General features: G+C 56.2%; 25 protein-coding genes and 2 pseudogenes. 10 read left to right on the top strand and 17 right to left on the bottom strand.

Features of this window, described 5'->3' with window-relative positions; genetic code table 11:
• Positions 1 to 32 precede the first annotated feature (32 nt).
• From dmeF to CKW32_RS17415, 3 genes are all read right to left on the bottom strand, one after another.
• Entirely contained in the window at positions 33 to 956 is a 924-nt protein-coding gene (dmeF, locus tag CKW32_RS17405; protein ID WP_095185509.1) for a CDF family Co(II)/Ni(II) efflux transporter DmeF, read from the bottom strand.
• Positions 953 to 1,228: a metal/formaldehyde-sensitive transcriptional repressor gene (locus tag CKW32_RS17410; RefSeq protein WP_095185510.1), complete on the bottom strand. Its 276-nt coding sequence runs from the start codon at positions 1,226 to 1,228 to the stop codon at positions 953 to 955. The genes dmeF and CKW32_RS17410 overlap by 4 nt, the downstream gene beginning before the upstream one ends.
• A 76-nt stretch (positions 1,229 to 1,304) precedes the next feature.
• Complete coding sequence (locus tag CKW32_RS17415) at positions 1,305 to 2,522, bottom strand: MFS transporter (protein WP_032885918.1); 1,218 nt, start codon at positions 2,520 to 2,522, stop codon at positions 1,305 to 1,307.
• Between the two features lie 244 nt (positions 2,523 to 2,766).
• Between CKW32_RS17415 and CKW32_RS17420 the strand changes: the two genes are divergently transcribed.
• On the top strand, positions 2,767 to 3,978 hold the full coding sequence (locus tag CKW32_RS17420) for a YeeE/YedE family protein (protein ID WP_095185511.1): 1,212 nt from the start codon (positions 2,767 to 2,769) through the stop codon (positions 3,976 to 3,978).
• Position 3,979: 1 nt separating this feature from the next.
• On the opposite strand, the gene CKW32_RS17425 is transcribed toward CKW32_RS17420, so the two are convergent.
• From CKW32_RS17425 to CKW32_RS17445, 5 genes are all read right to left on the bottom strand, one after another.
• Positions 3,980 to 4,141, bottom strand: coding sequence for a DUF2986 domain-containing protein (locus tag CKW32_RS17425; protein ID WP_081797666.1), 162 nt, complete (start codon positions 4,139 to 4,141; stop codon positions 3,980 to 3,982).
• Between the two features lie 60 nt (positions 4,142 to 4,201).
• Complete coding sequence (locus tag CKW32_RS17430; RefSeq protein ID WP_095185512.1) at positions 4,202 to 5,428, bottom strand: MFS transporter; 1,227 nt, start codon at positions 5,426 to 5,428, stop codon at positions 4,202 to 4,204.
• 169 nt (positions 5,429 to 5,597) lie between these two features.
• Positions 5,598 to 6,833: a type II toxin-antitoxin system HipA family toxin gene (locus tag CKW32_RS17435; RefSeq protein ID WP_095185513.1), complete on the bottom strand. Its 1,236-nt coding sequence runs from the start codon at positions 6,831 to 6,833 to the stop codon at positions 5,598 to 5,600.
• The gene (locus CKW32_RS17440) at positions 6,826 to 7,071 is read right to left on the bottom strand and encodes a helix-turn-helix transcriptional regulator (RefSeq protein ID WP_095185514.1); all 246 of its coding nucleotides are present in this window, start codon (positions 7,069 to 7,071) and stop codon (positions 6,826 to 6,828) included. Before CKW32_RS17440 ends, CKW32_RS17435 begins: the two co-directional genes overlap by 8 nt.
• A gap of 86 nt (positions 7,072 to 7,157) precedes the next feature.
• The gene (locus CKW32_RS17445; RefSeq protein WP_095185515.1) at positions 7,158 to 8,198 is read right to left on the bottom strand and encodes an alpha/beta fold hydrolase; all 1,041 of its coding nucleotides are present in this window, start codon (positions 8,196 to 8,198) and stop codon (positions 7,158 to 7,160) included.
• 216 nt (positions 8,199 to 8,414) lie between these two features.
• On the opposite strand from CKW32_RS17445, the gene CKW32_RS28120 reads away from it, so the two are divergent.
• The 3 genes from CKW32_RS28120 to CKW32_RS17455 all read left to right on the top strand — a co-directional run bounded on the left by CKW32_RS28120 (position 8,415) and on the right by CKW32_RS17455 (position 12,548).
• Entirely contained in the window at positions 8,415 to 8,918 is a 504-nt protein-coding gene (locus CKW32_RS28120) for a hypothetical protein (RefSeq protein ID WP_143499380.1), read from the top strand.
• A gap of 287 nt (positions 8,919 to 9,205) precedes the next feature.
• Positions 9,206 to 10,372 (top strand): hypothetical protein, encoded by a 1,167-nt coding sequence (locus CKW32_RS17450; protein WP_143499383.1) that lies wholly within the window; start codon positions 9,206 to 9,208, stop codon positions 10,370 to 10,372.
• An 826-nt stretch (positions 10,373 to 11,198) separates the two neighbouring features.
• Complete coding sequence (locus CKW32_RS17455; protein ID WP_143499387.1) at positions 11,199 to 12,548, top strand: hypothetical protein; 1,350 nt, start codon at positions 11,199 to 11,201, stop codon at positions 12,546 to 12,548.
• Positions 12,549 to 12,635: 87 nt separating this feature from the next.
• Here CKW32_RS17455 and CKW32_RS28855 read toward each other — a convergent pair whose 3' ends face one another.
• Positions 12,636 to 13,130, bottom strand: a complete 495-nt coding sequence (locus CKW32_RS28855; protein ID WP_256226225.1) for a methyl-accepting chemotaxis protein — start codon at positions 13,128 to 13,130, stop codon at positions 12,636 to 12,638.
• A gap of 372 nt (positions 13,131 to 13,502) precedes the next feature.
• Positions 13,503 to 14,855: pseudogene (locus tag CKW32_RS28860) on the bottom strand (FIST signal transduction protein); the annotation flags it as partial.
• Positions 14,856 to 14,956: 101 nt separating this feature from the next.
• On the opposite strand from CKW32_RS28860, the gene CKW32_RS17465 reads away from it, so the two are divergent.
• From CKW32_RS17465 to CKW32_RS17480, 5 genes are all read left to right on the top strand, one after another.
• Positions 14,957 to 16,387, top strand: coding sequence for a protein kinase (locus CKW32_RS17465; protein WP_095185519.1), 1,431 nt, complete (start codon positions 14,957 to 14,959; stop codon positions 16,385 to 16,387).
• Positions 16,377 to 17,534 (top strand): ATP-binding domain-containing protein, encoded by a 1,158-nt coding sequence (locus CKW32_RS17470; RefSeq protein WP_095185520.1) that lies wholly within the window; start codon positions 16,377 to 16,379, stop codon positions 17,532 to 17,534. Before CKW32_RS17465 ends, CKW32_RS17470 begins: the two co-directional genes overlap by 11 nt.
• Positions 17,535 to 17,536: 2 nt before the next feature.
• Positions 17,537 to 18,907 (top strand): hypothetical protein, encoded by a 1,371-nt coding sequence (locus CKW32_RS28125; RefSeq protein ID WP_143499390.1) that lies wholly within the window; start codon positions 17,537 to 17,539, stop codon positions 18,905 to 18,907.
• Positions 18,908 to 19,131: 224 nt separating this feature from the next.
• Entirely contained in the window at positions 19,132 to 19,533 is a 402-nt protein-coding gene (locus CKW32_RS17475) for a GFA family protein (protein ID WP_095185521.1), read from the top strand.
• A gap of 115 nt (positions 19,534 to 19,648) precedes the next feature.
• Positions 19,649 to 20,188: an AAA family ATPase gene (locus CKW32_RS17480; protein ID WP_095185522.1), complete on the top strand. Its 540-nt coding sequence runs from the start codon at positions 19,649 to 19,651 to the stop codon at positions 20,186 to 20,188.
• 151 nt (positions 20,189 to 20,339) lie between these two features.
• Here CKW32_RS17480 and CKW32_RS28625 read toward each other — a convergent pair.
• Both CKW32_RS28625 and CKW32_RS17490 read right to left on the bottom strand, forming a co-directional pair.
• Positions 20,340 to 20,644 (bottom strand): annotated as a pseudogene (locus CKW32_RS28625) (DUF6124 family protein).
• 14 nt (positions 20,645 to 20,658) lie between these two features.
• Entirely contained in the window at positions 20,659 to 21,204 is a 546-nt protein-coding gene (locus tag CKW32_RS17490; protein WP_095185523.1) for a hypothetical protein, read from the bottom strand.
• Between the two features lie 154 nt (positions 21,205 to 21,358).
• Here CKW32_RS17490 and msrA point away from each other — a divergent pair, with 154 nt between their 5' ends.
• Complete coding sequence (gene msrA / locus CKW32_RS17495) at positions 21,359 to 21,883, top strand: peptide-methionine (S)-S-oxide reductase MsrA (RefSeq protein ID WP_095185524.1); 525 nt, start codon at positions 21,359 to 21,361, stop codon at positions 21,881 to 21,883.
• A 156-nt stretch (positions 21,884 to 22,039) separates the two neighbouring features.
• Here msrA and CKW32_RS17500 read toward each other — a convergent pair whose 3' ends face one another.
• The 5 genes from CKW32_RS17500 to CKW32_RS17520 all read right to left on the bottom strand — a co-directional run bounded on the left by CKW32_RS17500 (position 22,040) and on the right by CKW32_RS17520 (position 25,897).
• Complete coding sequence (locus CKW32_RS17500; protein WP_095185525.1) at positions 22,040 to 22,576, bottom strand: hypothetical protein; 537 nt, start codon at positions 22,574 to 22,576, stop codon at positions 22,040 to 22,042.
• Between the two features lie 128 nt (positions 22,577 to 22,704).
• A complete protein-coding gene (locus CKW32_RS17505; RefSeq protein ID WP_032885900.1) occupies positions 22,705 to 23,958 on the bottom strand; it encodes an NAD(P)/FAD-dependent oxidoreductase in 1,254 nt (417 codons plus the stop codon).
• Between the two features lie 79 nt (positions 23,959 to 24,037).
• Positions 24,038 to 24,478: a type II 3-dehydroquinate dehydratase gene (locus CKW32_RS17510; protein ID WP_032885898.1), complete on the bottom strand. Its 441-nt coding sequence runs from the start codon at positions 24,476 to 24,478 to the stop codon at positions 24,038 to 24,040.
• Between the two features lie 13 nt (positions 24,479 to 24,491).
• A complete protein-coding gene (locus CKW32_RS17515) occupies positions 24,492 to 25,472 on the bottom strand; it encodes an NAD(P)H-quinone oxidoreductase (protein ID WP_095185526.1) in 981 nt (326 codons plus the stop codon).
• Positions 25,469 to 25,897 carry a RidA family protein gene (locus tag CKW32_RS17520; protein ID WP_095185527.1) on the bottom strand — a complete coding sequence of 143 codons (429 nt, stop codon included), beginning with the start codon at positions 25,895 to 25,897 and terminating at the stop codon, positions 25,469 to 25,471. Before CKW32_RS17520 ends, CKW32_RS17515 begins: the two co-directional genes overlap by 4 nt.
• Positions 25,898 to 26,070: the final 173 nt, after the last annotated feature.

A 26,070-nucleotide genomic window follows, 5' to 3' on the forward strand; every position in this document is an offset into this window, starting at 1 on the left:
GGTCACCTGGAGATGGGGTAAAGGGGGCGCACTCACGCCAAACGAAACTCAACGGTGAGGTGGCTCACTTCATGCACCGGCTTGAGGCGCTCGCGAATGCTGTCGGCATCCGTGCTCGCCTGGCCGACCACGCTCACAATCGCCGCGTGGGCGTCGGGGCCGACGCGCCACACGTGCAGGTCGGTAATCCTGGCGTCGCCGGGTTGCTCGACCAGCTCGCGGATTTCGGCGGCGACGTGCTCATCGGTTTGATCCAGCAGCACGCCGGCGGTTACGCCCATCAGGCTCCAGGCCCAACGCGCAATCACGATGGCGCCGACGATACCCATCACCGGGTCCAGCCACACCCAGCCCAGGTAGCGCCCGGCCAATAGCGCCGCAATGGCGAGGACGGAGGTCAGCGCATCGGCGAGCACATGCACATAGGCGGATTTCAGGTTGTTGTCGTTGCTGTGGTGATGGTGCTCGTGGTCATGCTCGTGGTTGTGGTCATGCCCGTGGTTGTGGCCGTGCCCCAGCAACAGCGCACTGACGATGTTCACCACCAGTCCCACGATGGCAATCAGGGTCGCGGTACCGAACTGCACCGCGGTGGGTTCAAGCAAGCGGATCACCGACTCGACGCCAATGCCCAGGGCCACCAGCGCCAGGATCAGCGCCGAGGCGAAGCCACCCAGGTCGCCCACTTTGCCGGTGCCGAAGCTGTAGCGCGGGCTGCGCGCGTGGCGTTTGGCATAGGCATAGGCTGCGGCGGCAATGCCCAAGGCACCGGCATGGGTCGCCATATGAAAACCATCAGCCAGCAAGGCCATGGAGCCGGTGACGTAGCCGGCGGCAATTTCCGCCACCATCATTACCACTGTCAGCATCACCACCCACAGGGTGCGCCTGGCGTTCTCTTCGTGGGCAGCGCCGAGGAACACATGCTCGTGGGCGTGGTTTGTCATGAGCGTCATTTGGCGTAACGCCGGATGGCTTCGAGCAGTTCTTCGACACCTTTGTTGCGTTCTTCCTCGCTGAGGGAAGGATCCGCCACGTGCGCCCTGGCGTGCTCTTCGATGATCTCTTCCATCAAGCCGTTGATGGCGCCGCGCGTAGCGGCCACCAAGTGCAGGGTCTTGGCGCAGTCAGCGTCTGACTCCAGGGCTTTCTCCACCGCCTGAATCTGCCCGGCGATGCGTTTAACCCGTTTTATCAGGTTGTCTTTGTTGGCTGTGATATGGCTCACGATATACCCCCCCTACCTATAGTGGGGCGGATGGTGTCATACCCCACCCCCCTATACAAGGACGCCGAAGCGAGGGTTACTTGGGCCGATCCAACCGATGCCGCAGGGTGTAGACCGCCACACCCACTGCCAGGATGCCCGACAACGCGCCGACCCCCAGTGCCCAGCGCGGGCCCAGGTGGTCCGCGACCCAGCCGACGATAGGCGCACCGATCGGTGTGCCGCCCAAGGCCACGCCGACGCGCAGGGCAATCACTCGGCCGCGCATGGCGGGTTCGGTGGTGAGTTGCATCAGGCTGTTAGTGGTGTTGCTGAAGGTCATGGCACCGACGCCGATGATCACCAGCGCCACGGCGAACAACCAATAGTTCGGCGCCAGGGCCGCCAGCGTGCAGCCAATGCCGAAGATCGCCGCACCGTTGAGCAACGACTTGAACTGTGGCCGCTCGCGTCCGGCGGCCAGCAGGGCGCCGGCAATGGTGCCGATGGCCAGCGTCGAGGAAAGCAGGCCAAAGGCGCGCGCATCGGTATGGAACGCAGTTACCGCCATGGTCGAGATAAAAATCGGGAAGTTCATGCCGAAGGTGCCAATCAGAAACAACATCAGCAGGATCGCCTTCAAGTCCGGCCGTGCCCACACATAGCGCAGGCCCTCGGTCAGGCTGCCCTTGGTGCGCAGTGCCCGCACTTTGGCGTGCTGTCCCGACACCCGTAGGAAAAAAAGCGAAACCAGCACCGCAAAGAAACTGCTGCCATTGAGCAGGAATGCCCAGCCGGTGCCCACCGAGGCGATGGTCAGGCCCGCCACGGCGGGTCCGATCATGCGCGCCATATTGAACGACGTGGAATTGAGTGCGATGGCGTTGGACAAATCCTTCTCGGCCACCAGTTCCGCGACGAAAACCTGCCGCACCGGCGCATCGAACGCCGACGCGCAGCCGGACAAAAACGCGAACACATACACGTGCCACAGTTCGACAAACCCAGTGACGGTGAACACCCCCAGCGTCAGTGCCAGCAGACCCATGAGCGCCTGAGTGACCATCAGTAATTTGCGCTGGTCGTAGTGGTCGGCGGCAAAGCCGGTCCATGGCAGCAACAGCAACTGCGGCCCGAACTGCAACGACATCACGATGCCAACCGCCGCAGCGTTGTGCGGGGTCAACTGGGTCAGCACCAGCCAGTCCTGCGCGGTGCGCTGCATCCAGGTGCCGACATTAGAGACCAACGCCCCGGCGGCCCAGATGCGGTAGTTGGGGCTGCGCAGGGAGCGGAAGGTGCCGAGGAAACTCATAGCGGTATTCGTGACTCCTCAAACAGGACGAGGTGATTTGAACAGGCGCTGCCGGCGCAGTACTCAGCCACAGTGACGGTCAATGTGGGAGTTGTCGAGCCCTGGCGAGGCTGCGATGGCGGCGGCATTGCCAACCTCCATGTTGCCTGACACACCGCTATCGCAGCCTCACTGAAGTCCGACAACTCCCACAGGCTATACTCGCCCGTTCGCAATCCCCCCTTCAAACAAACCGAGATACCCCATGAGCACCTCTCTCCCTATCACCCCCGCGCGCAAGCCAGTCGCGCCGTTGGTGGCCTTTGTCATCCTGGTGCTGGGCGCCTTGTTCCTACAAAACAGCGTCGGTTCGCGCCAGGTGCTGTTGCTGGTGGTCGGCGCCGCACTGGGCTTGACCCTTTACCACGCTGCCTTCGGCTTCACCTCCGCTTGGCGCGTGTTCATCAATGAGCGCCGTGGCGCTGGCTTGCGGGCGCAGATGGTGATGCTCGCGCTGGCAGTGCTGCTGTTTTTCCCGGCGCTGGGGGCGGGCACGTTGTTCGGGCAGCCAGTGGTCGGGCTGGTGGCGCCGGCCGGGGTGTCGGTGGTGTTTGGTGCGTTTATTTTCGGCATCGGCATGCAGTTGGGTGGCGGGTGTGCCTCGGGCACGCTATTCACCGTGGGCGGCGGTAATGCGCGGATGCTGGTGACGTTGTTGTTCTTTATCTGCGGCTCGCTGATCGCCACACACCATGTGGACTGGTGGTTTGCGTTGCCGGCGTTCCCGGCGGTGTCCATCGTCAAGAGCTTCGGCGTAGTGCCCGCGTTGCTCGCCAGCCTGGCGATGTTTGCGCTCATCGCGGCCGTCACCGTGCGTCTGGAGAAGCGCCGCCACGGCCAGCTTGAAGAAGGCGTGACCAGCGAACATCAGGGCTTGCGCCGCTTCCTGCGTGGGCCATGGCCATTGGTGTGGGGCGCGATTGGTTTGGCGTTGCTCAACTACGCCACCCTCGCACTGGCCGGGCGGCCGTGGGGCATCACTTCGGCGTTCGCCCTGTGGGGCGCCAAGGTGGCGAGTGGTTTGGGTGTGGACGTAAGCGCTTGGGCGTTCTGGCAGATGCCGGGCAATGCCAAGGCCCTGGCGGCGCCGGTGTGGGAGGACATCACCAGCGTCATGGACATCGGCATCGTCCTTGGTGCGCTGTTGGCCGCCGGCCTGGCTGGGCGTTTCGCCCCCAGCCTGAAGATCCCGGCCCGCTCGCTGATCGCTGCGGTGATCGGCGGCCTGCTGCTCGGTTACGGTTCGCGCCTGGCGTACGGCTGCAACATCGGCGCGTACTTCAGCGGCATCGCCTCGGGCAGCCTGCATGGCTGGGTGTGGCTGGTGGCGGCGTTTATCGGTAACAGCGTAGGCGTGCGCCTGCGGCCGTTTTTCTTTGTGGGCGAGCGCCGTCAGGTGGCGCTGAGCGGCTGCTGAGTCAGTCTTGCGGGGAAACGCTTGGCGCCTGATCCGCTTCAGCCGCCAGCTTTTCCCGCTCTGCTTTGCTGATGTACCTGTCCTTGGATTTGGGCGCCAATTTGGCGCTGGCCTTTTTGGCCTTGGCCTTGAACAGCTGCTGCAGTTTTTTCTGGCGATTCATGGGTGTCTACCTGGGTTAAACGTGCCCGGATGATACCAGCTTAAAAATCGCAGCCAATGGCTAGCAAGGCTGCGCCGCCAAGCTATTGCTGACCCTGCGTCCCAACACCAGCACCGTCACAAAGCCGCAACCTACCAGCGCCGTGGCCAGGCTCAACAGCACCGCGCTGCCCATCTGGTCGACGATCTGCCCGCCAAAGAACGAGCCCAGGGCAATGATCACTTGGAACAACGCCACGAACAGCGGCATGCCGCGCTCGACATCCTTGGGCGCCACCACAAACATCCAAATACTCGCGCACGCCGGGAAGGCGCCAAAGGCAAAGCCCCACAGCGCGATCAGCATCGCCGCGCCGGTCATGCCGGTGGCGAAATACGGGAACAGCGCGGTGCTGGTGCCGATCATCAACGCCACCAGCAGCAAGGTATTGCGCACGCTGCGGTTAGCCGCGAACCCGGCAAAAATATTGCCCATCACGCCTGCGACGCCATACAGCAGCAACAGCGAACCAATGGTCGGCCCGTCGAAGCCAGAGCTGTGTTTGAAGAAGGGCGCGACATAGGTGTAGGCCGCAAAGTGCGCCAGCCCGATCAGCAGCACCGCGATCAAGCCGACCCGCGCTTGTGGGTTGATAAATAAAGCAGGCAGATCACTGATGCGAATGGCCTTCTCCGGCGTGAGTCTTGGCAGCAGGAACATCTGCGCCAACAGCACTGGAATGCCCACCAGCGCGGTCACCAGGAACGTCATGCGCCAGCCCATCAGGCCACTGAGCCAGGTGCCGACGGGGACGCCGAGTACGGTGGCCAGGGTCACGCCCATCATGATGATCGAAGTCGCCTTCGCTACGCCCACACCCTTGGGCGCCAGGCGACCGCTCAGGGCAATGGCCGTGGCCCAGAAACCGCCGATGCTGATGCCCAGCAATACACGGCCGAACAGCAGCAGGTTGAAGTCGCTGGCAAAGGCCACGACCGAGTTGGCGATGATCATGATCAGCGTCAGGCCGATCAGCAGATAACGACGGTCCATCGCGCCAATGCTCACCGACAGAAACGGTGCAGCGAGGGCGGCCATGATGCCGGGCAGCGTCACCATCAAACCCGCGTGGCCGGCACTGATACCGAGGTCGGTGGCGACATCGTTGAGCACGCCCACCGGCAGGAATTCACTGGTCACCAGTGCAAAGGCACCTACCGCGACCGAGAGAATCGCCAGCCACTGCTGTTTGACACTTTGTTGATTATGTTCGGGAAGGCCGCTGGGGGCCTGGAGGGCGCTTGGCATGATGCTGGGTTCCAAGGGGGGATGTCGCCTGAAGCCAGGCGAGGGGGAAGAATTGGGAGGCGATTATAGGAATCGGGCTTGGCCACCCCATAGGCGAGCGGTTCGATAGTAATCATCAGTGCTATCGATGTGACGGGGTTGGGCTGCGTCCTTTACGGGAAGGGCACGATCACTCCGGCTCAATACTTCGCGCGAGTCCCTTTGCCCATGCGGCGGTCATTTTTTCCCCCACGGCATCAAACTCCCGGTGAGCGATTCGATAATCCGAAAGTTCGACCATCGCTCGGCTCATTCCGCCGTGTACTCTTGCGAGTAATTCAGTGCAGCGAGACTCCGTCAAATTGCATGAGGCGCGTCCGAACTGGACTAGCGTCTTACGTTTTGGCCAAGCCTTTGAGCCACCGAGCAGCAGGCCCATGATGTCCTGCCCCTGGTATACGGTGGTCGTGACGAGATCGTAAGCTGGCGCAAGCCGAACATCAGCATTCTCAGCACAGTCCTCATACAGCAGTCCGAAGTTTTTCAGGTGTGCGTCACCATTTTGGATGCCAGCAGAAAGCGCGACCATGATGAAGAAGTCCTCCAGCGCCTTCGTGATGCGCCATGGAGAGACATAAGCCTTGATCAGCTTTGCGCATCCTTGGTAGCTACCGTCGTATTTTTTTGCCGTTCCCCAACCTGACAAAACGCACATGTCCTCGAAGCCGAGGTAAGCGCTCTCACCGATGTCGAACCGTTTAACGACCAGCAACTGTCCTTGTTGGCCAAGCTGGAATTCGGGAACCTCAAGACCGCAATGAAAGGCCGCCCGCATGCAGAAAAACTCATTGGCGGCCAGTTGAGGAAAGTCTGTGTTGTTGAACGCTTTCACCAGATGCGTAGCGCCTCGGTGGGTGAGGCGAGCAATATCAGGATCCTTCTCGTCAGCGTCGCGTACCAATACCTTCGGTTGAACGCCGGAAACACCTGAGTAGGCTGCATAAGTTTTCATCAGGTCGGAGAATAGATCTTTCGCCCCGTCATAGACCAACAGCTCAGAAAGTTTGATTTCAGGCAGCGATCTATCGCCGTTATCGTGGGATACGCTGATGCGGCCAAGTTGGTGCGGACCGGTGATCCCTAGTAAGGCAAAGTCATCAAAACCGCGGACCGATTTGCTGAAACGCCGTACGAGCTCATCTTTGAGATGCCCTTCCGGGATGTGCATTTCGAACAGTGGATGAATCCCGTACTCCCAGTTATAGCTTTCCAGGCGGACTGGCATGGTCAGGGAGACTGCATCTTTATCGGCTACCGCTTCGTGATACGAAAATACCGAGTCGCGCTTGTTTTCTTCGCTTCGCCCCAGCGTTCCCGCATCCACTCCTCCTGCACCGATATACAGCCGATCACTTTGCCTAGTCATGGATGTTTCCTGATTTTAGTTCATCAAGCGTCTTACGCCGGCGCTTGGGCGTAGCGGTCAATTCATACCCTAAACCCTCAAGGATCGCTGCAACCTTGCGAATCCCTACTTCAGGGATCGTATTGTTCTCGATGCCTGAAATAGTTGCGCGGCTCATTCCGTGCCGTTCTGCGAGCTGGCTTTGTGAAAGACCGGCTGCCTTGCGCAGATCTTTGATAAGGGCACCCAAGTCATTCATTTTTTGCATCCTATACGGTGCATTTGTATGGATTTTTAATTTGTGCATCGTATTTGATGCAATTTGACTTGGGTAGTCCTTTCTTTTTAGTTGTGGGCTATTCGACTCAAAAAAACCGTAATCAGCCCCACAACCTGCTGCTGAATCACTCTCCGCGCCCGAGCGCCTTCGCCATCCCGGCAAATCATGCCATCTCCCGGCGAGCTCTCTTCAATCAACGCAATCGCCCCCGGCTTGCAGATCGACATAAAGCTGAAGTGGGTAGCGTCGGCGATCTCCACATACTGCGTCGAAGCTTTTGCCATCCGCCGGACCATATCGGCGGACTCCAATTCAGGCGCCATATCTTCCGTTGGCACACCCCCCGCAATCACCAGCGCCGGCACCGGCAATGCGGCGAGGCTGGCGTCGGTAAAGCCGCGCGACAGGCCCAGGTCCAACGACACAATGGCGGTGACGCGTTTGTCGCTCAAGTCAGCGGCCAGCTTGGCCTTGCCCTCTGGCGTGGCAGCGGGATTCATCTCGTGGTAGCCAATGCAACCGCCCAGCTTGGGATAGGTGCTGCACTCCTTGACGAACAGGTCAGGATCGAAGCGTGCACCGGCGATTTCCAGCACGGTCCAGCCGCCGAGGGAATGGCCTACAGCGGCGATCTGTTTGTTCGCCACCGCGCCGAATTGCGTGGGCTGATCCAACACTGCATCGATAGCACGGCTCAAGTCCGCCGGGCGCTGCCATAACTGCGCGGCGGCTTGCGGGCTGCGGTCCTTGGTGGTGGTGCCGGGATGGTTGACCGCCGCGACGATATAGCCCTGATGGGCCAACGCACTGGCCAGCCACGTCTGTTTACCCCAATTACCGCCGTAGCCGTGGGAGAGCACGACCAGTGGATGTTCGCCGCTGGCGGGTGGTGCATCGGGTACGGCGAGGGCGCCGATGAAGACTGCGTTGTCGGCGATCAGCTTGGGTTGGGTGGTGGTGGTAGCGGGGTACCAGACGACCAGTTCGAGTGGTCGGTTGTTTTGCGCATCGGGCAGGGTGGTGGTCTTGAAACCGACGGGGTTTTCGGCGGCGAAGGCGGGAGCGGTGAGGCAAATCAGGAACAGGGCGCGTAGAGCGGTTTTCATTGTTGTTATCGTCCTTGAAATGAGCGGCGAAGCATGACCTGAAACAAGCGGTTTTGGTAGAGGGGAGGCGGGACTAGGACGTTACCGACGTATTCCTACTTATTAGTATTACAGATTGCTCTTTCGTGAATTTAGGACGTTGCTATCTTACTTCGGTTAAAAAAGCGTGCGACGGTAGTGCCGTACTTCCTACCGTTGATTAATAAGTTGAGGGTTATGAAAATTCCAATCGAGATGTTGACTTTAATGCTTGGTTTGAATGTTCGTAAGTTCATACTCGTTTTGTTTGCGCTCTTGCTGTTTGTGTCTGCTAGTTTGGCGTTGGCTGAAGAGCGATCTTTCACTAAAGCTGATACGCCAAGTCCTGTGCTGGTTTTGTCCAGTGAGGGTGTTGGATTAGCCAATTTCTATGCGAATTCGTTGGACTTTTCCAGTGGTACTTTGCCTGATCCGAAAGAGTTACTAGAGATCGCGTGGCGTACAACGTACTACCCTGGAAGTGCCAATTCAAAGGTCGAACTCTGTTACTTTCGCCCCTATAGTTCTCAACCTAATTGCGTGGATATCGCTCCTAACTCATCTGGCGTTATCTATGAATTTAATGCACAGAGTTTCAATCACGGATCACGTGTTGTCATCAAGCATTATGTCTTAGGGGGCACACCACCCTACAGCCGTCCTGCTGGCGTTGATACAGTGACTTTTCGATATAGGTACTAACTCGTAATACCGTGCAAGGGTCACTTATTACGGTGACCTCTGCTCTGATAAATAAAAAACGTGCAGTTGGTAAAATTTTAGCCGCCTCTACAGGGTGAATTCTCATGGCAACTATCCACGCTTATTCCTCAGTGCCTAACAATCGCTTGGCTAGCAGTCCGGTTAATGCCGCAACCTCGCCAGCAATGCAGACAACGGCAGACACGGCTGGTGCATCTACCGCTACACACACTGATAGTGCGCCCCACACCGTATCGGTTTTGGCTCGTCAGTTGAGCGAAGCCTCAGTGCGCGCCGACACCCGCACCGCAGAGCCACTCGCCGATCCGCCGGACTCGATCATCGGCGACAGCTACCTTACGGATAAAGCGCAGCATGACGCCGAGGTGCCAGACACCGATCTTCCAGAGCTCCTGGCCCGCGCCCGACAGGCAACCGCCTTCATCAACGGTTCCGACAGCAACCCCTTCAAGGGCTTGGGACGTGATCAGTTGATCCTGATCGCCCATGACGACAGCGGCGCATTCACCACCAACGAACGCCGTGCCGCATGGCAAGAGATGGAATCTACGGCACCCGCCCAGGCGAGCAGCGCGAGTCAGGCATCGATTGACGGCCATGCTCTGATGGTCGCTCGCGTGTTCGGCAACTACGAGCCGCCGGTGGCCCAACCACCATTGACGTCCTACAACCTAACTCAGAGCTCTTATCATTTCCTCAACCGCGATGATCGTGCCGTGATCTCGCAGATGTACGCTTACGCGCAGGCTGAAGGTGCTGATCTGGCCTTCGTCGATGACTTGGCCTGGCAGCTCGGCCATTATCGACATCTCAGCGACGGCGGTCAGCAGTTGAGCCACAACAATGGCTATACCTCGGAGGGTTATCGCATCACCTTCCACTTCAAGGAGCAGGACGCGGCTATTGCCTCGCGCATTCTTAATGGTTCGGCCATCAACAGCACCCGTATCGACCCAGGCTTCTTAAGGCATATTCTGAACCCGGACTACGGATCTCTCTCCAACATCGGCGGAATACCCTTCCTTGAACAGATGGTGCTCAAGTTCTCTGCTGAAGGTGCTTCACAAGCCGCGCTCGGCAGCGAATTCGCCACCTTCAACCGGATCGAAAACAAGGACAACGTCCTGGTCACGACGAACACGGACACCAAACTGCCGCCCTCAAAGGTAGTTGCCACTAACGTTAATGGCGTGTGGAGTTTGACCGAACTGGGTAAGTCCGCTGGCTACACGCTGGACACCGCTACCGGCAAGCTGCACCGACCAACAATGCCTCCAGAGGATGAAGCTCAGCAGGGCTTCATCCTGGAAACCTCTGTTGGTTCCGCGCAGAGTCGCTCCCTTATGGATGCCCTTGCCGACAGCGACGATCCGCCCCCCAAGCGAGCGATCTGGATGAACAATCTGTTCAGCCTGCTTGACTCGCCTGAGTAGCCTTACAAAGCCCAAATTAAATAGCGGGCATGCGGGATTAGGAAAATACCTGCGTATTCCTACTTATTAGTATTACAGAGCTGTCCTTCAATGTTTTAGGAAGTGCGTGGGTTTCTACGGTTAATGAATCGTGCAATGGTAGAAGTGTGATTCTTACCGCTGGATCCATTGGGCTCTTACGTATTAACTCCTCAAGCGATGGTGGTGATTATGAGTGGCTCGATAGTGATTCGTTGCTCCGTAAATGCAAACAAGCCTGTGCGTGCCCTTGTTACTGCTCTGCTGGTATTGGCTAGTGGGGTGGTCGGGGCGGAGGAAAGGTCTATTTCAAAGTATGGGGACCCCAGTCCCGTGTTGGTGTTATCCAATTCCGATACTCATCCGGGTGTAGGGTTTGCGAGTTTCAGTGTTGTTAGCTCGGACTTTCCCCCAGGAACGCTCATTGATCCCAAACAGTTAGTGGAGATTCAATGGAGTACAACGTTTTACCCTGACAGCATCAGGGAGGATGTGAGGCTTTGCTATTCAAGGCCCTTCAGCTCTCAAGAGGGTTGCAGGAGAATCACTCCGCGTTCGTCTGGCACAGTGCAGGATTTTAACACTCAGTCGTTTGGTAATGGCTCGCGAGTTAGAATCTATCATGATGTATACGGGGGCACACCTCGCTATACGCGTCCAGCTGGCGTCGATTCAGTCGTATTAAAATATAGCTATTAATCAACTGAAAAGTATTTTGTCCGTTTGGTTTTTTGGCTCTTTTACATGGAAAACAATAATATTAATGATGTGGCAGCGGCGCTGTCCTCCTATTTAGGAAGAGTGATCCATGATATCTATTAATCTTCATTCGTCGTCAGCCACTAATCGTATGGCAACAAGTAGTACTTCCAACGCCGAGCCCGTATTTGTGGTTTCGTCAGATAAAGAAGAGCCCATTGCCGCGTCAACTTCGAACGGTGAAGTTACCAACAGCACCGTCTCAATCCTGGCTCACCAGTTGAGCGAAGCGGCAGCGCGTGCTGAAAAACGCGCGGGCTCGGAGAGCGAAAACCCGTTCCACTCGATTACCGGCGATAACTACATTGCCAACAAAAAACAACACGGTGCAGCGCTTCCCAATACCGATAACCCGGAACTCCTGGCTCGGGCCCGGCAGGCCAACGGCTTCGTCGATGGCACTGACAGCAACCCTTTCAAAGGGCTTGCGCGCAATCAGCTCAGCCTGATTGCTAGCGACGTTGGCGGTGCCTTCACGCTCAATGAGCGACGTTCAGCGTGGGAAGAGTTGCAAGCAACCGCAACCCCAATGGCTGCCAACCCGAAACTGCAACCTGCAAATGGGCGTGATCACCTGATTTCGCGTTTGTACGGGGGGGGTGAACCGCCGGTCGCCAAGCCACCTGCCACCGTCTATAACGGCACTCAAAACCACGCCGATTTCCTCAACCCTGAGGATCGTGCCTTGATCTCGGATATGTACGCTTACGCCGCAGCGGAGGGTGCTGACCTGCGTTTTGTAGATCACGTGGCCATAGCACTCGGTACCTATCGTCATTACAGCGACGGCCTTCAATTCGGGGGGAGTAACGTTCGCTATGACGGGGAAGGGTATCAGGTGACGTTCGATTTCAAGCCAGAGGACGCCGCAATCGCGTCAAGCGTCCTGGAGGGTTCGGCGATCAACAGCACCCGTATCGACCAGGGTTTCTTGCGACACATTCTGGACCCGGCCCAAGGTGCGTTTACAAACATTGGTGGCATACCGTTCCTGGAGAAGATGGTAAAAAAATTCTCTAATGAAGGGGCTGATCAGCCCCCACTCGCCAGCCAGTTCGCCACCTACCACAAAGTCAGGTACGAGGACCATATTGTCCAAACCACCAACAAGGACGTCAGGCTACCGCCCTTCAAGGCACTCACGGATAACGTCAACGGCGTTTGGACCCTCACCGAACACGGCAAGGCAGAAGGCTACACACTGGACAAAACCACTGGCCGGATAAGCAAGCCGGTCGCCTCTTTCGACAGTCAGACGTCACAACGCTCAATCTTGGACGACATTGTTCGCCAATCGCCCAAACGCTACTTCCCGGACTTTGTTGCCGGTGACCGTGAGGCATTCGCCATGCGAAGAATCTGGCCCGGCCATTTTTTCATGCTGATGAAAAACCAATAATTATGAGGACTTGATAAGCGATGCCCTAAGGCACCGCACAGTCCTCATGCCTCAATGAGATTCCAAAGCTGACGATTTCAATAACGCCTACGCGTGCGTCAACCCCGTCAACGTATCCGCAATCGTCTTCGTCCGCTGCGCCGTGCCCTCGGTCGCACGGCTGGACGCTTCCAACGCGTCCAGCATCTCTCGCAGTGCGCCCACACCGGTGGACTGGTCTTCAATCTGCTGGGCTACCCGCTGGATCTCACTCGACAGCAGGTCAATATCCACGCCAATTTCCGCCGCATTCTTACGCGTGATTTCCGCCAGCTTGCGCACCTCGTCCGCCACCACTGCAAAGCCCCGGCCCAAGTCGCCCGCGCGCGCCGCTTCAATGGCCGCGTTGAGCGCCAGCAAGTTGGTCTGCCCGGCGATCTGCTGGATTACCTGCACAATCGACTGGATCCGCAAACTCGACCCGGCCAGCGTGCGCGCACCTTCCACCGCCACATCCGCCTGGCTCGACAACCCCTCCACCGTGGCCCCGGCCTGGGCCGATACGCTGTTCTGCTGGTCGATGGTGCTGACCAAGTCATCCATCGACGCGTGCAACTCACCGGAGTAATGCTTGAGCTGCGCCGCGATTTCTTCCTGCTGTTGCTCAGCCTGGGCCAGCACCTGGCCCAAGTCCGCCAGGCCTTCGAATACCGGCAGGATATTGTTGTCCAGCCCACGGGTGTTCAGGGTGTTGGAGAAATCATTGTTCTTGAACGCCGCAATCTGCTTGACCACCACATGGTTCAATCCCGCCAGTTTCTTCACCTGACGCCGTAAGAAAAACGCCTTGAACTCGCCGTAATGAGCGATGAAATTGTCCACATACTCGTCACTGAAACTTGCGCCCTTGGCCACCCGAAAGAAGAAAATCGCGGTCAGCGTCTGGTTCAGGTTCAACCCCAGAATCTCCCCAAAGGTCGAGAATCCCGCCAACGGCACATTGCCAAACGTCCCCGCCATGCTGCCCAACTCGGCGCCGTTGTTCAGCCGACGCAAGATGCAGTCATTCAAAATCCCCGCCACCGGATGGCCACCCTTGCCACGCAGGAACTGTTCATAGTCCAGGCGCGTCGCCTCACGCAACGGCGTACGCCGCACCATCACCAACTCCTCGCCCGGCGCCACGTCGCAAAACAACTGCACGATCTGCTGCTCGAAGTCGATACGCGCGATGGACCGCACAAACAACTCACTGCCCACCCGAATCGCAAACGAATAATCCGCCAGCTTCGACTCCAATGCCTGCGGCGCACAATTAAACGCATCACACAGTGCCTGCACCATGCTCTTGATATTGCCGGCGCTGTCGATCACCTGGTCAATCGTGCGGTCCTCCACCGAGGCCGTCAGCACACTGAAGGTCAAATCCGCCGGTTTGAAATTCTGGCTTTTGAACACCCCAAATCGCACCTGCGCCGCCGTCTTCACAAACACAATCTGCGCATGATTCTGATAACTGCGCTGACCGTCATGAATCAGCGTCTTCTGGAAGTCCGACTTACCGCCGGCCGATCCCCCTACAAACAAACACGGAAACCGCCCCGACTCATACAGCGCCTCCATAAAAAACGACTCCGACGCCGACAACCCGTCGAACACCACATACGCCAACGTATCCCGATGATCGATCGGCGTACGCACCTGCACCCGCTTGATATGCCCCACCAACTTGGCAATGCGCTCCTGCATCCCCAACCGCTTACCGCCGCCACGAATGTCCTCACACTCCAGCGGCACCATCACCACCTCGGCCGAGGCGATCAGACTGTCGTCGAACAGCTGCAACACCACCCGATCCCAGCGCTCGCCGGTGGCGCAATACAGCGAATTGGGCGCATTGCAGAGTTCGCCGGAAGTGGTGCACAGGCTGATGGTGGATTGTGGGAAACGGCGTTTGAGCTTGGCGGCGACCTGATCGATATCCAGATGCGGCGAGATAAAACCGGTGATCAGAGTAGGGGTGATGCGCAGGGCGGTGAGGGCGGCGTCCAGGTCGTTGGCAGTGCTGGTGAGCGTGGCGGTGCCTTGACGATCGGCCCGGGCTTTTTTTAGAAGGGAGAGTGGGTTCATGTGGTGGACTCGATCGAGTGGTGATGCAGGGGTAGGCATGCGGTTAGTAGGGTTATCGGCAGGTTGGGTGGGGACTGGAGGGTGGGGGATGCGACGGATGGACGCGGGTGTGGGGAGGTTCCCGATTACTGACAGGGTGTTTTCGGCCAGAAGCTGCCGTTCGTGAATAGCCGCGCTCGGGTCACAGCGGAGAATCATATACTTAGGCTTTAGGTTTGGCAGACTGCAATTAATAGTGGCAATCTGTACGTAGGTTGCCGGTAGCCGCCAACAGGCGACCGTGCCTAAAGGAGTTAGGTATGCCTGATTTGTCACAAGAAAAAATCGATGAGTTACAGGTTACGCTTGAGCGATATCTTGAAAAAAGCGGTGTGAAATGGGAGATTAATTTCCTCGCTGCCGGTGGTTCTGCCGCAGTATTTCGTGGGGTTAATTGCGAAGATAAGCGAGCTTTTAAAGTTTTCGACCCGAGATTTATTAGCGATGAGGAGGGGTCGAAAGAGCAAGAGCGTTTAGGGCTCCAACGTAGACTCATAGGTCATGAGTGCGACCATCTAGTTCAAACATTTTCGATAGAAAACTTCGATGATACCGCTGTCATTGAAATGGAATATGTTGAATGGCCGAGATTAAAAGAGGTACTCAAACACGTACCTGATGCCTCCGTCGAAGTACTTATACGGCAACTGGTAAGTGCCGTTCTTTATCTTGAAGCTCACGGCATCGTACACCGAGATATCAAGCCTGAAAACATTCATGTTTCACAATGCTGGGGGAAACTGAAGCTTTTAGATTTGGGCGTTGTTCGTGAGTTTGATCCCGGCCCCGGTGCTGCCGATACCGACCAGGGTGCTCAAAGGCCATTTTTAGCTACTGCTCAATATAGCTCTCCTGAATATTTGTTTCGTTTGGATGAACCTTCGCGTGAGCTGTGGCAGGGGCTCAATATTTATCAAGTAGGTGCGGTTTTGCATGATTTGATAATGAAAGAGCCTCTGTTCAGAGCTGAAATAGAAGCAGGGAACCGTTGGCTCGTCGCAAAAGCAGTGCTTCTGAACCCACCAAATTTTAAAGATGGAAATCCCAGTCGCTTAGCATATTTGAAATCGCTGGCGTCTAAATGTCTAAATAAGGACATGCAGGCTAGGCTGACGCTTGTCGACTGGCTTGACTTTGAGGTGCAAGAGCATAATGTTGGGCTTAATAAACTTCGAGTTCGCTTGAAATCCAGGCCAAACAAGCAAACCGATTCCGAAAGAGCATTGAATTTTGATCGGGATCGGTTCCAGGAATCGTTGATCGATAAAATTAAGCTATTGCTAATTTCCGTCTGCGGAACAGATTTGCCTTTATCATTTTCCAAATCAAAAGTGAGCAATAGAGAGGTTGTGAGCTTTCAATTTGCATACAGTGATAATGTAGCAGTGGTGGCTCATATTAGTTTTTACTGGAAGACGGGGCTTTACGCTGGCTCGGTCGATATTCTTGCATCGGGTTTTATATACCAGCCCGAATCAGATTTTGCACTTAATCCGGACATGCTTAAGCTTCTAGGTACGGTCTCAATGTCTGATGCCATAGATGATGCTGGAAGTATTATTGCTGAATCGATAGCTGAAATTGTCGAGAACGCTCTCGGTGAAATAGAGTCACATTGTTCAGCGGCTGACTCCATTGAATCACTTTATGGAAGACAGATCGAACTTAAGAGGATGAGTGATGAACGGTAATTGGTGGCGTAGCAAGAAAGAAATGGATCAAGCGCAAATCGATTTTATCGGGCTACCGATGGAAGGACGCTATCTTTTATCAGGGCCGCCGGGGTCTGGAAAGACTAATTTACTCCTTCTCCGTGCTGAGGTTATGGTGGGGAGTGGTGAAAAAGATATTTTATTCATAACCTACACTCGCTCTCTTGCTGACTTCATTCGGAGCGGAGCTGTCGCAAAAGGTTTTGTAAAAGCTAGTCAAATTAAAACATTTCACTCATGGCTCGCTGAGTATGTAAATCTTAATCTCGGAAGCAAGGTAAAGTGGAGTGAGGGGGATTTTGATGATGATTCTCGAAATGAAGCATTGAAAAATTTGATAGCCGCAAACGAAGCTAGGCCCTCAGAGAAAATGTACAGTGCTATTTTTGTTGATGAGGCTCAGGATCTCTCTGAAGGTGAACTCACAGCTTTACTAGAACTTTCAGACAAAGTCTGTATATGTGGCGATGAGCGACAAGGCATTTATAATCAGGACGGTATGGGAACTGCCGGGGCGCTTGGGCTAGATACACATCGGTTAACTCGTCACTTTCGAATTGGACAAGAGATTGCTAAGGTCGCAGATAAGCTAATGCCTCCAGTAAAAAGAGGTGTAACTCTGGAGTCCACCTGCAACTATGATCCGACCATTCAGGGGGAGTCTTCAGCGATATTGCACCCGAGTCAGCCTAGGGTCGAACAACTAAATAAAATTCTTGAATTAATCGAGGTTCAGCTGGATGCGTTTCCTGATGAGGCCATTGGTATATTTTGCCCTCGGCAAGAAGACCGACTCGAAGTAAAGAATTACCTTGAGGCAACGCAATTAAAAGGCAAGCTTTGCACTCACGGAGTGGATTCTGATGCGACTTTTTCAGGAGGCGCCTTAATTCACATCATGACGCTGCATGCCTCAAAAGGAACTGAGTTTAGGTGTGTACATATTTTTGGCGCTGAAGGTCTTACAAAATTCCCGCTGCGACGGACAAAGCTGATTTATACAGGTGTCACGCGCGCTAAGACAGCACTGAATGTTTATAGAAACGGAGAAACCACTATTAAAGTAGAGGCAGCATTTGCCAAGCCTACTTTATTTGGCCTTGATAATCTTTTCCCGGATGATTAACGATGACTGAGCTAAACTTCGAATTTTCTTCGCGGGATGATTTGCCGGATGCATTATTTTCGATGCTGAATAGCCCGTATACACCAAAGCTTTCTATTGAAGCGGTGGAGCCTATTGGTTTGGGAGCAATTCTTGGATACCCTAACAAAAGCTCTGGGCACGGCTACTCATCTCCCTATCTAATTGTTTTGCCGCCAGTAAAAACTTTTGAATTGTTTGCGTGGCTCAAAACTTATGCTCCAGAAACCTTTCCACTAAGTCAGTTTGGCCGAGTAGTCAGTAGGGCTGATTTTGATTCGGTCAAGAAAACTGCAGGCCAGGGAGAGTTCTTTTGGTCCCGCCCAGACCGATGGCCATCGGTGATACTTGGAGAGATGTTGGCACAAAGTGATGGGGATATTTCGGTTGCGTCGATTCCGCTATCGCGTTCTACTGCTACATACAGTTTTTCGGTGGCTAGAGCGTCGATTGCTCATAAAAACGATTTCGTAACGCAGGAATGTATTAATCGTTTGGAATCGTTGTCATCGGATCGCAGATTTGTTGATCGTTTAATCCATATCGAATCCTTGCAGCCAATTTGGAATAGGGTTAGTGTTTCTTGGAACGATAACGCCGGAGCCGAACAGCTCCTTCAAGCATGTCATCCAGATAATAAAGATTTATTCGGCAATGGACCTTCAATAACGGATTATATGGGGTTGTTGAGTGACTCCGCTGAAAATCGTGTTGTTGCTTTTAGAAAGTTCTCGAAAGACTGGGCGGCCCGTTTAGGCGGCTCACGAGATTACAATGATCAGGCAGAGTTGGAAATCGCATTATCGGCTTTTTTAGTTGGGCGTGGAACTTCTCATGCTTTTCTTTTGAAAGACATTGTGAAGCGCAATCCTTCAATTTATGTTTGGTTCGGCCTAATCGCGGCACTATGCGGGCCTACTTCTTGGGATCCAGCTTGGGCCCGGGCGGTCAAAAACATTGAAAAATTACTCAAAAGTAGCTTTTCTTGGGAGGAGATCTCTTCTTGTGACATTTCTTGGGCCGAATATCAATGGCTTGATTCGTTAGATAACGAGAGGGCTTTTCAAGAGCTGCCAAAACTCCTGCCAAAAGTTTTGTCGGTGGAAATTATTCCAGGAGTGGTATGTCAGTTTAGGCTCAAGTCGGCAGGAACTATAAGGGACGCGGACCATAGTGGCGCGGTTGTAGAAGCACCTGTTAGCAATGTCGAAACCGAAATGCTTTACAAGTTTGTTAGCGAGTTTATGAAAGTTGCTGATAAAAGCAAGCTCAATCTCGGTGACACTGTTTTCCAAGCTGCGGAAGATACAGCACCTAAAACGAGGCGTTCTAGTTCAAAAGGGGGGCGGAAATAGTGTGGGTATTTGTAGCTACCTTTGAATAATTTAGTAAGCGGGTTTGTATGAGCCGATAGTGGTTAGTTACTAGCGTCCGCTACCGGCTAAAGCTGCCTTTAATTGATCGTCAGCTTCTGGCCGATAGCTGCCCTTCATGATAGCCAGTTACTAGCCACTATCTGTCAGTCGACTGATTAGACCGGGACGGTTACGCTGGCGTTTTAGCATGCACGGAAGAGCGTATGACAGAGGTGTACCAAGGAAGCTGTTTATGTGCCGCCGTCAGTTATGAGCTATCCACCACACCGCAAGCAGTGAGTCACTGTCATTGCAGCCAGTGTCGCAAAGGTCATGGGGCGGCATTTGCTTCTTACGGCAGCGTTCCGCGTAGCGCGCTGCAAATACTTAGCGGCGCCATCCATATTAAAACCTATGCTTCTTCAACGACGGTATCACGCGAGTTCTGCGTGCAGTGTGGTTCGGCCTTGTTCTGGTCACGGTCTCAAGGCGAGTTTGCCAGTTGGGTTTCAATAGCATTGGGTACGCTCGATTCGCCGTTCTTCCCTCGAAAGCAGAAACACGTTCATCTCGACTCCGCAGCTCACTGGTACATTCCAACCACCCCATGCCCTCCAGTTGATTGAGGTCTTCTGGGCGAAAGCTGCCTGTCGCTCTGACCCCTTGTTGTTGACCGATATAGGCATTGACGTAAAATCGCCACCCCCAAAAAATCAGCTTGCATAGCGAGAAGGAGCTTCGATGCAACGGGTGATGATTGTTGGTCAACCTGGGTCTGGCAAAAGCACTTTGGCGCGCGAGCTTGGTCAGCGCACGGGCTTGCCGGTCGTTCATATCGACACTATTCACTGGCAGCCAGGTTGGATAGAACGAAGCCGGGACGAGAAAACGCAGCTTTGTCTCGAGGTCGAGGCTCGTGATTGCTGGATATTCGAAGGGGGCCATTCGGCCACTTGGGAAAATCGGATGGCCCGTGCAGATCTTTTAATTTGGATTGATCGTTCGGCGACGCTTCGATTCTTGCGCGTACTGCGCAGAACGCTGCTCCAACGGGGTCAATCTCGACCTGACTTGCCCGAGAACTGCCCCGAACTGCTGGCGAACCTGCCGGAGTTTTTTAGATTCATGTGGCGGACGAAAAAAACAGCGCGAGCAAAGATGCAGCAACTCGTGGCAACTGCACCATCAACCTGCCGCGTGGTTTATCTGCGGTCTAATCGAGAGATCAGGATGTTTCTCGCGGGCATTGGAAATTCGGCTGGCCAGGGTCCGCGAGATTAATCGACGGCTGACTGCTTCTCTACGGAAGCTGCCGATCACGAACTCGCGTTGAGACGGGTTAGGGGAGAGGTCTATTTATTCCTAAAGAAAATCGTCGAGTCTTCGTAAAGTGAGTCACAAAGACTCAGCGATCAATCGAGTTGGTAGAAGGTTAGCTGCCCGCTCCGGCCCCCTCCCGTTCCATCAACTTACCCACCAACAAAACCCCCAATTCACTCAACGGGTGAATCGCCAACGCCACATCCCGCTGTTTCCCTTCAGCTCATCCGACAGGCCAAGCAACAACGCAGTAACCGAAGAAAAAGTCTCATAGCTATCAGCAATCAACACTTCACTGCGAACATCGTCAGCAACGCTGAACAGCGTCGTCGTGTGCGGGGGAGGCGTCTCCAGCGGTTCTGCCCCCGCGTTGAGGTAGTGATCAATCGTACGATGCGCCGCTTGATTCAGTTTCAGGTCGGGACCGTTCCTCAGCCTTGCACCCGTGGTGGTGTGGAGTCGGATACTGGCGTTTCTGGTTCGTCAGCGAGTTGCATGGCCGACAGCGCTTTCAGCTTGTGATGGGGGCCGGTGAAGCGTGTGTCGCCATCCAGTACCGTGAGCGTGATCCGTTCTGAAACGCACCGATGGAATGGGGTGAACATGCGTTTTTTTGGGTAGTAAACGCCTTCCGACGTCTCGGAATATTTTAAGGCGAGCATCGCTTTTTGCAGTGCAGCGGGGCTGATACGACTGGCAACGCGCCACTCGGCAAGTGCTGCTTCGCGGTACATGCTGTAAGTCCGCCCTATGCATGCGCCCAGGGTGCCGCCGTAAAGGACGTTACTCTTGAATGTGTCGGTTATGCCCATGATGTGTGCAGCAAACAGCAGAATGGCCGTCGCTATAAAACAGAGGAGGATGCTTTCCAGTAGTGCCAATGCCTTGTAAGGGTCAGCGGCCAGTTGGTCTTTGAGCTTAAGTCGGGCGATGGCAGTGTCGGCGTGTTTTGGCGCGTGGGTGTTAAGCGGTTTCAAGCGTTACCCCTCCTGGGTTGAGTTTTCCTGATCGAGAACAACTCGCATTCTACGTAAAGTGAAGCGGCCATCCCCGTTTTTGCTCGATTCAACTTGGTATTTCCCAACATCCCCCCATAACTACCTCTGTCTCCATTAACCGCAAGGACAAACCATGACCAACCCAACCGAAACCGCCATCCTCGCCGGCGGCTGCTTCTGGGGCATGCAAGACCTGTTGCGCCGCTACCCCGGTGTTCTGCAAACGCGGGTCGGCTACACCGGTGGCGATGTGCTGAATGCCACCTATCGCAACCATGGCAACCATGCTGAAGCGATTGAAATCGTGTTTGACCCGGCGGTGATTTCCTACCGGCAGATTCTTGAGTTCTTTTTCCAGATCCATGACCCCAGCACGCCGAATCGGCAGGGCAATGATCTTGGGCCGAGCTATCGTTCGGCGATTTACTACCTGAGCGAACAGCAAAGGGATATTGCCGAAGATACCGCGGCTGATGTGGATGCCTCCAAGCTGTGGCCGGGGCGTGTGGTCACGGAAATTGAACCCGCCAGGGAGTTTTGGGAGGCGGAGCCGGAGCATCAGGATTATCTGGAGCGGATACCGAACGGGTATACCTGCCATTTCATCCGGCCGAATTGGAAGTTGCCCAAGCGGGCGTCATCGGGGTCAGCTCCCTGAGCGCCTGCGCCCAGCCAAGGACGAAGATGTCCAAGCCTCAAATGGCGAAAAAAACGCACACAGGGCATGCAGGATGGCCGGCGTGGTCATCACTGCCTACGTCCTTGTCGTCAGAAAAGTCGCCATTTCAGTGCTTTGGCCAAGTGCCATCGCTCGTTAGGTAGGAATGGCCAAGTCCGGTTGATTCAAATCCCTTCCTGCTCCATCAGCCTGGCCGACAGCGCTTTCAGCTTGAAATAGGGGCCTGCGAAGCGCGTGCCCCCATCCAGTGTGGTGAGCGTGATCCGCTCTGAATCGCACCGATGGAATGGGGGTGAACATGCGTTTTTTCGTGTAGTAAACGCCTTCCTGCGTCTCGGAATACTTCAAGGCGAGCATCGCGTTTTGCAGTGCAGTGGGGCTGATATGCCGGGCAATGCTCCACTCGGAAAGTGCCGCGTCGTGGTACATCCAGTACGTCGCGCCTATACATGCGCCCAGTGTGCCGCTATAGAGGACGTTGCCCTTGAATGTGTCGGTTATGCCGACGCTTTGTGCAACGAACAGCATAAGGGCCGTCGTTACCAAACAGAGGAGGGTGCTTTCCAGCAATGCCAATCCCTTGTAAGGGTTTACGGCCAGTTGGTCTTTGAGCTTAAGTCGTGTGATGGCCGTGTCGGCGTGTTTTGGCGCGTGGGTGTCAAGCGGTTTCAAGCGTTACCCATCCTGGGTTGAGTTTTCCTGATCGAGAACGGCTCGCATTTTACGCAAAGTGAAGCGGCTGTGTAGGACGTTTTCCTTGGGCCCCATCTCTATCGTTTGCCGCCTCACCGGCTCCCCCTTCACTCCGGCTTCTTGTAGGCCTTGTACTCGTTCTGCAGCACGATATGGTCCGCCACGTATTTCGCGTCGTGCCACACCCCATAGATAAACGACGACGCACGGTTCACCAGATTCGGCAGGCCCAAAAAGTAAACGCCGCTTTGCGCCGAGATTCCGCGTTTGTGGAACGGCTCGCCTTTCTCATCAAACGCATCCACCTTCAACCAGCTGAAATCGAACTTGAAGCCGGTTGCCCAGAGAATGGTGGTTACACCGGCTTCAGCCAGGTTGAGGCTGAGGATCGGATCAAGCAGGCACTCCGGGTCGGGCAGCAGTTCCCAGGCTTGCGGTTCCAGCGGGAATGGCAGGCCGTTGGCTTCGATATACGCATCCGCATCACGCAGTACATCAAAATACGCACGATCCCCTTCGGCCACGTTTTCGGCCAGGCCCGGTTGGAAGGTCATGACGCCGTCCTCCCAATTCTGGGTAACGCCTACCAGGTGAATGCCTTGGTGCGCCAGTCGGCGGAAGTCGACGGTCTTGCCGCCTTCATAGCCACTCACTGCAAACGCCACGTGCTTTTTCTTCGGCTGGATTTTGACTTCGTCCCACAAACCCAATGCGCCCAGCCACCAGCAGTAGTCGCGGCTGCGGTAGGCGCGGGGTGGGCGATAGTGTTCGCCGACGGAGAGGTACACGGTTTTGCCGGCCTTTTGCAGTTCTTCGGCGATTTGTGAGCCTGAGGCGCCGGCGCCCACTACGAGTACGGCGCCTTCGGGGAGTTGGCCGGGGTTTTTGTAGGTGGACGAGTGCAGTTGGTGAATCGGTGCGGTGGTGGGGACGATGTTGGGGATTGAGGGGCGTTGGAACGGGCCGGTGGCGGCGACGACGTTGGTGGCTTCGATCACGCCGGCCGAGGTCGTGACTTTGAAGCCGGGGCGGCCGAGGTGGCGCTCTACTTGTTGCACTTCTACGCCAGTGCGCACCGGAGCCTGGAGTTTGTCGACGTAGGCTTCGAAGTAGTCGGCCATGCGTTCTTTGGGCGGGAAGGCTTCGGGGGAGAGGCCTTCGAAGGTCAGGCCGGGGAAGCGGTCGTGCCAGGCGGGGCCGTTGGCGACCAGGGAGTCCCAGCGTTCGGAGCGCCAGCGTTCGGCGATGCGGTGGCGTTCGAGCACGATGTGGGGCACGCCCATCAGGGACAGGTGTTCGCTCATGGCGACGCCGGCCTGGCCTGCGCCGACTACTAGGGTGTTGATGGTTTCGACGGTCATTGGCGTTTCCTGGAAAGTAAGAGGTTTATTAGCAACACCGAGGGTCCACATTGGGTCTGCTGTGTTTTCGAGTTCGCATTTAAGGCTTGAGCAACTCGGCCACCGCCGTCAGCGCCAATTCATATCCCAACGCCCCCAGCCCGGCGATCACACCGGTGGCGGCCCTGGACACGTAGGAGTGATGCCGAAAGCGCTCGCGCTTCCAGATATTGCTCATGTGCGCTTCGATGATCGGGCCGCCGAAGGCCAGCAGCGCGTCAAGGATCGGCACTGAGCTGTAGCTGAGGCCGGCGGCATTGATCACCAGGGCGTCGCTGTTCAGACGCGCCTCTTGAATCCAGTCCACCAGCACGCCTTCGTGGTTGCTTTGGCGAAAGTCCAGGGTCAGGCCCAACTCGCCGGCGTGGCGTTGGCAGCGGGCTTCGATGCTGGCGAAGCTTTCGTTGCCGTAGGTGCCGTGCTTGTCCAGCCCGTAGAGGTTGGCATTAGGGCCATTGAGGAAGTACACGCGGTGGGGCATGACGGGCTCCAGGTTATTCGGCGACGGTCAGCACGACTTTGCCGACGTTGGCGTTGGCTTCCAGCAGGCGATGGGCATCGGCCGCTTGAGACAGGGGCAACTGCGCGTGGATCTGTGGGCGCACCACACCGGCCGCCAGCCAGGGCAACACGCGCGAGCGGATACACGCCGCCAGGCGGGCTTTTTCAGCGTGGCTTTTGGGGCGCAGGGTGGAGGAGGTGAGGCTGAGGTTTTTGCGCATCAGCACCTGCAAGTCCAACTCGATGTTCGCGCCTTGCAGGAATGACAGGCTCACATGCCGCCCGCCCATGGCCATGGCCGGCAGATTGCGCGCGACATAGGGGCCGCCGACGTTATCCAGCACCACGTCGACGCCGCGTCCTTGGGTGCAGTCGTGCACCACCGCGACGAAGTCTTCCAAATGGCGATCAATCGCACGCCATACACCCAGCGCTTGCAGCATCGCGACCTTTTGCGGGCCGCCTGCGGTGGCGATCACCCGCGCCCCCGCAGCCTGCGCACACTGCACGGCAAAGCTGCCGACGCCACTGGCGGCGCCGTGGATCAGCACGCTGTCGCCGCTGCGCAGGCGCCCGAGCTCAAACAGGGTGTGCCACACCGTGAACGCCGCTTCCGGAACCGCAGTGGCAGCGTGCAGCGATAATCCCGCCGGCACCGGCAGGCAGTGCGCCGCCTGGGCCACGCAGTACTCGGCGTAGCCGCCGCCGTTGAGCAAGGCCATCACGCGATCGCCCACCGCACATTCATCCACGCGGCTGCCCACCGCGACCACAATGCCCGCCGCTTCCAGGCCCAGCACATCGGTAACGCCGGGTGGGATTGCTGAGCCGCTGCGTTGCATCAGGTCGGGGCGATTGACCCCGGCCGCCACGACGCGAATCAGCACCTCACCGGGTTGCAAAGCCGGCACAGGGCGTTCCACCACCTGCAGCACTTCAGGGCCACCGGGCTCACGGGCAATCACCGCTTTCATACGGATACGGTCCAGTCGTCCGGCACCACGGCGATCACATCGATCTCCATCAGCCACTCCGGCTGGCCAAGGCCGGAAATCACCAGGCCGGTGGAAATCGGGAACACACCTTTGAGCCATTTACCGACCTCCTGGTACACCGGCTCGCGGTAGCGCGGGTCGATCAAATAAGTGGTGGTCTTGACGATGTGCGACAGGTCCGAGCCCGCCTCTTCGAGCAGCTGCTTGACGTTCTTCATCGCCTGTTCGGCCTGGGCGCGCGGGTCGCCGAGGCCGATCAGGTTGCCGTCGAAATCGGTACCGATCTGGCCGCGCACATAGATGGTGTTGCCGGCGCGCACGGCCTGGCACAGGTCGTTGTCCAGCGCCTGGTTGGGATAAGTCTGTTTGGTGTTGAACATGCGGATGCGGGTGTGGGAAGGCATATCGAAGGGCTCGTCGTAAGCGGGATGAAACCAGCTTCACATCGCCCCCTCTCGGGCGAAACCAGCATTTGCGCGGGGTAGTGCTTAGGAAAAACCGAAGCCCCTGTAACTCATCGGCTCGCCCATGACCCGGCACGAACCCTGCAACGCTCGCCGTACAGTCATTGTTGAGG

Origin of the sequence: Pseudomonas sp. Irchel 3H9 (genome assembly GCF_900187495.1) — a bacterium.
Classification (GTDB): Bacteria; Pseudomonadota; Gammaproteobacteria; order Pseudomonadales; family Pseudomonadaceae; genus Aquipseudomonas; species Aquipseudomonas sivasensis.

Coding starts and splice junctions, on each gene's coding strand:
- dmeF (WP_095185509.1), bottom strand. CDS start 956: ATGACGCTCATGACAAACCACGCCCACGAGCATGTGTTCCTCGGCGCT.
- CKW32_RS17415 (WP_032885918.1), bottom strand. CDS start 2,522: ATGAGTTTCCTCGGCACCTTCCGCTCCCTGCGCAGCCCCAACTACCGC.
- CKW32_RS17420 (WP_095185511.1), top strand. CDS start 2,767: ATGAGCACCTCTCTCCCTATCACCCCCGCGCGCAAGCCAGTCGCGCCG.
- CKW32_RS17425 (WP_081797666.1), bottom strand. CDS start 4,141: ATGAATCGCCAGAAAAAACTGCAGCAGCTGTTCAAGGCCAAGGCCAAA.
- CKW32_RS17430 (WP_095185512.1), bottom strand. CDS start 5,428: ATGCCAAGCGCCCTCCAGGCCCCCAGCGGCCTTCCCGAACATAATCAA.
- CKW32_RS17435 (WP_095185513.1), bottom strand. CDS start 6,833: ATGACTAGGCAAAGTGATCGGCTGTATATCGGTGCAGGAGGAGTGGAT.
- CKW32_RS17440 (WP_095185514.1), bottom strand. CDS start 7,071: ATGAATGACTTGGGTGCCCTTATCAAAGATCTGCGCAAGGCAGCCGGT.
- CKW32_RS17445 (WP_095185515.1), bottom strand. CDS start 8,198: ATGAAAACCGCTCTACGCGCCCTGTTCCTGATTTGCCTCACCGCTCCC.
- CKW32_RS28120 (WP_143499380.1), top strand. CDS start 8,415: ATGAAAATTCCAATCGAGATGTTGACTTTAATGCTTGGTTTGAATGTT.
- CKW32_RS17455 (WP_143499387.1), top strand. CDS start 11,199: ATGATATCTATTAATCTTCATTCGTCGTCAGCCACTAATCGTATGGCA.
- CKW32_RS28855 (WP_256226225.1), bottom strand. CDS start 13,130: ATGGATGACTTGGTCAGCACCATCGACCAGCAGAACAGCGTATCGGCC.
- CKW32_RS17465 (WP_095185519.1), top strand. CDS start 14,957: ATGCCTGATTTGTCACAAGAAAAAATCGATGAGTTACAGGTTACGCTT.
- CKW32_RS17470 (WP_095185520.1), top strand. CDS start 16,377: ATGAACGGTAATTGGTGGCGTAGCAAGAAAGAAATGGATCAAGCGCAA.
- CKW32_RS28125 (WP_143499390.1), top strand. CDS start 17,537: ATGACTGAGCTAAACTTCGAATTTTCTTCGCGGGATGATTTGCCGGAT.
- CKW32_RS17475 (WP_095185521.1), top strand. CDS start 19,132: ATGACAGAGGTGTACCAAGGAAGCTGTTTATGTGCCGCCGTCAGTTAT.
- CKW32_RS17480 (WP_095185522.1), top strand. CDS start 19,649: ATGCAACGGGTGATGATTGTTGGTCAACCTGGGTCTGGCAAAAGCACT.
- msrA (WP_095185524.1), top strand. CDS start 21,359: ATGACCAACCCAACCGAAACCGCCATCCTCGCCGGCGGCTGCTTCTGG.
- CKW32_RS17505 (WP_032885900.1), bottom strand. CDS start 23,958: ATGACCGTCGAAACCATCAACACCCTAGTAGTCGGCGCAGGCCAGGCC.
- CKW32_RS17510 (WP_032885898.1), bottom strand. CDS start 24,478: ATGCCCCACCGCGTGTACTTCCTCAATGGCCCTAATGCCAACCTCTAC.
- CKW32_RS17515 (WP_095185526.1), bottom strand. CDS start 25,472: ATGAAAGCGGTGATTGCCCGTGAGCCCGGTGGCCCTGAAGTGCTGCAG.
- CKW32_RS17520 (WP_095185527.1), bottom strand. CDS start 25,897: ATGCCTTCCCACACCCGCATCCGCATGTTCAACACCAAACAGACTTAT.